Source organism: Acinetobacter sp. UBA1496 (assembly GCF_002324975.1).
GTDB classification, from domain to species: domain Bacteria; phylum Pseudomonadota; class Gammaproteobacteria; order Pseudomonadales; family Moraxellaceae; genus Acinetobacter; species Acinetobacter variabilis.
Genome location: NZ_DCRI01000035.1, coordinates 675 through 6246, shown reverse-complemented (window position 1 = coordinate 6246; position 5572 = coordinate 675). Strand labels below are relative to the sequence as shown.

The 5572-nt window shown below is 41.1% G+C and carries 3 protein-coding genes; all 3 read left to right on the top strand.

Features of this window, described 5'->3' with window-relative positions:
* A partial coding sequence (locus tag B3143_RS04060) for an efflux RND transporter periplasmic adaptor subunit (RefSeq protein WP_286739612.1) occupies positions 1–1059 on the top strand: 1059 nt, incomplete at its 5' end.
* Positions 1049–4207, top strand: a complete 3159-nt coding sequence (locus tag B3143_RS04055) for an efflux RND transporter permease subunit (protein WP_004733184.1) — start codon at positions 1049–1051, stop codon at positions 4205–4207. The genes B3143_RS04060 and B3143_RS04055, both read left to right, overlap by 11 nt.
* An 86-nt stretch (positions 4208–4293) precedes the next feature.
* The gene (locus tag B3143_RS04050; RefSeq protein WP_004733183.1) at positions 4294–5193 is read left to right on the top strand and encodes a cation diffusion facilitator family transporter; all 900 of its coding nucleotides are present in this window, start codon (positions 4294–4296) and stop codon (positions 5191–5193) included.
* Positions 5194–5572: the final 379 nt, after the last annotated feature.

Here is a 5572-nt window from a genome sequence, read left to right as displayed (position 1 = left end):
GGTGAAACCGAAGAGCATGCAGAAGGTGTGAGCCTGACTGCCAAGCAACTGGTGGAACAGGGCATACAATTATCAGCGGTCGATCAAGGCCCGGTGGTTAAATTAAGTTCTTATCCTGCCAAACTGAATGTGAATACTGACCAGCAAGCGCACGTCTCACCGAGTTTTAGTGGTCATGTAGAAAATGTCTATGTAGAACTCGGTCAAAAAGTTCAGAAAGGACAGCCTTTGGCTGCGTTGCTTGTTCCTGATCTAGTTGATCAGCAGGCCAATCTTAAAATTGAACAAACCAACCTTGAACTGGCGAAACAAGACTATGATCGTGAGCGTCAGCTTTGGTCACAGGGCATTTCAGCAAAACAGGACTATCAACGTGCTTATAACAGCTATAAACGGGCACAAATTCAGGTTCAAGCGGCCCAATCACGTTTAAGTGCATTTGGTGCAGTGAATGCCAGTAACGGACGCTATATTTTGAAAGCTCCCATTTCTGGCGTGATCAGTAAAAAGGATTTGGTTCTCGGGGAAAATGTTCAGTTAGCCGATCAACTCTTTACGATAGACCGGTTAGATCAACTCTGGCTTGAGTTTATTGTTCCAAATTCTGAAATTATGGGCTTAGCCCCGAATCAAAAGATCGAATTTAAATCCTTGCAAACAGAAAAGGTTTATCAAGCTGTTATTCAGACTTTAAATACTGAAGCGGATATTCAAACAGGTCGTCTTCAGGTGCGAGCAAAAGTTGAATCGAATGCAACCGAATTACGTCCAAACTTGATGGTGAACGTACAGTTGCAACAACGGAGTGAAAGTACCGCATTACGGGTACTTAAGTCCGCAGTTCAGAATGTCGATGGAAAAGATGTGGTTTTTGTCGCCACTCAGCATGGACAAAAAGTTGAATTCAGTCCGCAACCTGTGAAATTAGGGCAATCATCTGGGGAGAGCCAATGGATTGAAGTGGTGAGTGGGCTTAGTCAGGGACAAAAATATGCCGCTCAAGGCAGTTTTTTACTGAAATCCGAGCTGGAAAAAGGAGAGGCTTCACATGAGCACTGAAACTCCTCAAATTCCAGACCACGAATCGGTAAAACCTGAAGGACTGTTTGATCGACTGATCCAGTTTTCTATCCATAACGCAATCTGGGTCATGCTGTTTATTGCGGCTTGGATTGCTATTGGTATTTATAGTTATCAAAAGTTACCGATTGATGCTGTACCAGATATTACCAATACTCAGGTGCAGATTAACACTTCAGCCAATGGTTTTACGGCTTTAGAAATGGAACAGCGGATTACATATCCAATCGAGAATGCCATGTCAGGCATGCCGAAAATGGAACAAACCCGTTCGATTTCACGCTACGGCTTATCGCAAGTGACCATCATTTTTGAAGATGGCACGGATATTTACTGGGCCAGACAGCTTATCAACCAGCGCTTGCAAGAAGCAATGGGAGAAATGCCTGAAGATGTGCAACCTAACATGTCGCCTATTTCGACAGGTTTAGGTGAAATCTATCAATGGGTGATTAAAGCCGAACCAAATGCTAAAAAGCCGGATGGAACCCCTTATTCGGCGATGGATTTACGTGAAATTCAGGATTGGATTGTAAGACCGCAATTACAGCGCGTAAAAGGCGTTGCGGAGATCAACAGTATCGGTGGCTTTAATAAAACCTATGTGGTTGCCCCTGATCTGAACCGATTGCAACAATTGCAAATTCCTTTGTCTGATTTACAAACTGCCTTAACAGAGAATAATGAAAACCGTGGTGCTGGCTATATTGAGAAAAATGGACAACAGCTAACGGTTCGTGTTCCCGGCACTTTAAACACGATTGAAGATATCCAGAACATCAGTATTGCCAATAAAAACGGCTATCCGATTCGGGTGGCAGATGTCGCCAATGTCTCAATTGGTCATGACTTGAGAACAGGGGCTGCAACCTATAATGGTGAAGAAACTGTATTGGGTATTGCCATGATGATGATGGGAGAAAATAGCCGTACCGTTGCTCAAGCCATTGATGAAAAGGTGCAATCGATCCAGCAATCGCTACCTAAAGGTGTGGTGATTGAGACTGTGTATGACCGTACGCATTTGGTTGATCGGGCGATCAAAACCGTTCAGAAAAATTTGATTGAGGGTGCAATCCTCGTCATTGTTATTTTATTTCTCTTTCTAGGTAATTTCCGTGCTGCGCTGATCACGGCTTGCGTTATTCCACTGTCAATGCTGTTTACCTTGACGGGAATGGCAGAGCAGAAGATTAGTGCAAATCTGATGAGTTTAGGGGCACTGGACTTCGGTATTATTATTGATGGTGCAGTGGTTATTGTAGAAAACTGTATCCGTCGGCTAGCAGAAGCTCAGAAGCTGAAAGGTGGTTTACTTAGCCGTTCTGAAAGATTTAAAGAAGTCTTCTTGGCTGCAAAACAGGCGCGTCGTCCTCTGATTTTTGGACAGTTAATTATTTTGGTGGTTTATCTACCTATCTTTACCCTGACGGGTGTAGAAGCCAAACTTTTCCATCCTATGGCAATGACTGTTGTACTGGCTTTAATTGGGGCCATGATTTTATCTGTCACTTTTGTGCCAGCCGCAGTTGCCCTATTTGTCACTGGAGAAGTCAAGGAAACCGAAAGTCGCTGGATGCATTGGCTTAAAACCAAATATGAACTGCTTTTAGATAAAGCCTATGAGCTTCGTTTATTTGTGACTATTGTGGCTGCCTGTATTTTAGTGCTTACGGGCGTGCTAGCCACTCAAACAGGTAGCGAGTTTGCACCTCAACTGGGTGAAGGTGATTTTGCTGTTCAGCAAATGCGTTCCCCAAGTACAGGGTTAGAACAGTCACTGAGAATGCAGGAAAATACTGAAAAGTTACTGTTGAAAGAATTTCCTGAAATTAAAGCGATCTTTGCTCGTACCGGTACAGCAGAAGTGGCCACAGATGTTATGCCACCCAACATTTCAGATGGCGTGGTACTGTTAAAACCTCATGATGAATGGCCTGATCCAAAACAAACGATTGATGAGCTTCGCCAAAGAATGATTACTTTCTTAGCGACATTGCCGGGAAATAACAGTGAGTTCTCGCAACCCATTGAACTGCGCTTTAACGAGTTAATTTCAGGGGTGCGAAGTGATGTGGGTGTCAAATTATTTGGTGATGACATGGAGATTCTAAATCGCGAAGCGAATAAAATTTCTCAAAAAATTAACTCAATTTCAGGCGCGACAGCCGTTAATGTAGAACAGACCAGTGGCTTACCCTTGTTGAATGTAGAGGTGGATAAGTCCAGAGCTGCACAATATGGCTTGTCGGTAAGAGCAATTCAGGATCTGGTAGCTACAAGTGTCGGTGGCCAGAATGTTGGAACAATTTTACAGGGAGACAAGCGTTTTGATTTTGTCATCCGTCTAGATGAATCCCAGCGTAGTCCTGAACAGTTAGCGGTACTTCCTATTCAATTGCCGAATGGTGGTTTAGTCCAACTGCAAGATGTGGCACGCGTTGAAAATATCCTGGGTATTAATCAGGTCAGCCGTGAAAATGGTAAACGTCGAGTGGTTATTACTGCAAATGTAGAAGGACGTGATTTAGGCTCATTCGTAACAGAGCTTCAGAGCACGTTATCCAAACAGGAATTACCAAGCGGTTATTGGATAGATTATGGCGGTCAATTTCAAAATCTGATGTCTGCAAAAGCGCGTATGCAATTGGTGGTTCCGCTCGCATTGTTGACGATCTTTATTTTATTGATGGCTGTATTCCATAATATCAAAGAAAGCTTACTGGTCTTTAGTGGTGTACCGTTTGCCTTATGTGGAGGCTTAATCGCGTTGTGGTTGCGTGACATTCCATTATCCATGTCAGCAGGGGTTGGCTTCATTGCACTATCGGGGGTGGCTGTACTGAATGGCTTAGTCATGCTCACCTTTATCAAAGAGTTGCGACAACAATATGACCTTTATTATGCAACGTGGCAGGGTGCAATTTTGCGTCTTAGACCTGTGCTGATGACCGCTTGTGTGGCGTCCCTTGGGTTTGTCCCGATGGCTTTGGCAACCGGAACTGGGGCAGAAGTACAGAGACCTTTAGCAACAGTGGTTATTGGAGGAATTATCTCCTCTACCCTGCTTACATTGGTTTTATTGCCCGTACTGTACCGCTGGATGAATGAAAAGAAAGTTTCTTAATCCAATAGATTAGTCGATTTACAGCAGAGATATTGGCTGTTATCCAATATCTCTGCTCATCATAAATAGAATAAGGAAAATATTTTATGTCAGAACATCATGATCATAGCCATGCGGTTGTTACTGAAGAAAATAGTAAGAAGTTAATGGTTGCCTTAGGTTTAACGACTACTTTTTTAATAGTAGAAGTTGTCGCTGCTTTTATTACCCAAAGTTTGGCTTTGTTATCTGATGCAGCTCATATGTTTACTGATGTAGCCGCTTTAGCTATTGCTCTTGCCGCTATCAAAATTGGTAAAAAAGCCGCAGATGATAAAAGAACTTTTGGCTATCAGCGATTTGAAATTTTAGCGGCTCTGTTTAATGCGGTGATGCTTTTTGTGGTAGCAATATATATTGTATATGAAGCTTATCAACGTTTTACGAACCCTGCTGAAATTCAAAGTGTTGAAATGATGATTGTCGCGGTCATTGGTTTGGTCGTAAATTTGATTTCAATGAAAATCCTTTCTGCTAGTGCTGAAGGAAGTCTAAATATAAAAGGTGCATATTTAGAAGTTCTTAGTGATGCTCTAGGATCGATAGGCGTGATTATCGGAGGAATAGTTATTTATTTTACCCAGTGGATGTGGGTTGATACCGTAATCGCTGTGTTAATTGGCTTCTGGGTCTTACCTCGAACTTGGATTTTATTAAAACAAAGTATTAATATTCTGCTTGAAGGAGTTCCTGATGAGATTGATATTGAGTCGTTAAGAAATGATTTATTGAAGCTAGAGGGCGTTGAAGGGATTCATCAGTTGAAAGTCTGGGCTATATCCTCAAAAAATATTCATTTAACTGCTCATTTGGTTGCTCCGAATAGCAATACAGATCAACTCTATCAAAAGGCCTTAGAAGTTCTAAAACATAATCATAATATTACTGAAATTACGTTACAAATAGAAAGTAAGGAATGTAATACATTGGAACAGCATAAACATTAAAGTGCTGCTCTTTCTACATAATGGACAGATGACTAGGCTGATAAACCTTACCATTTTCCTGTATTACACTTCTATTTATCACACGCACTTTAAACACCATCCTGAGACATTTTAAAATTACAAGAATGTAATTTATGAGTCCTCTGGGTGTTAATTCTTTAAAGTTAGAATATCTAACAAGTATTAAATGAGAGTAAATAAACATGCTATTCAAAAATAAATTTTGTACTAAATTACTGTTAATTAGTGCATTCTTTAGTATCGCAAGTTTTAGTTATGCAGATGGCGGCTTGTTATTTCTTGAAAAGAATTTAAAAGCTTCTAAAGTTGAAAATTCTAAACAAAAACAAGTTAAAAATAATGAATCAAATGAATCAAA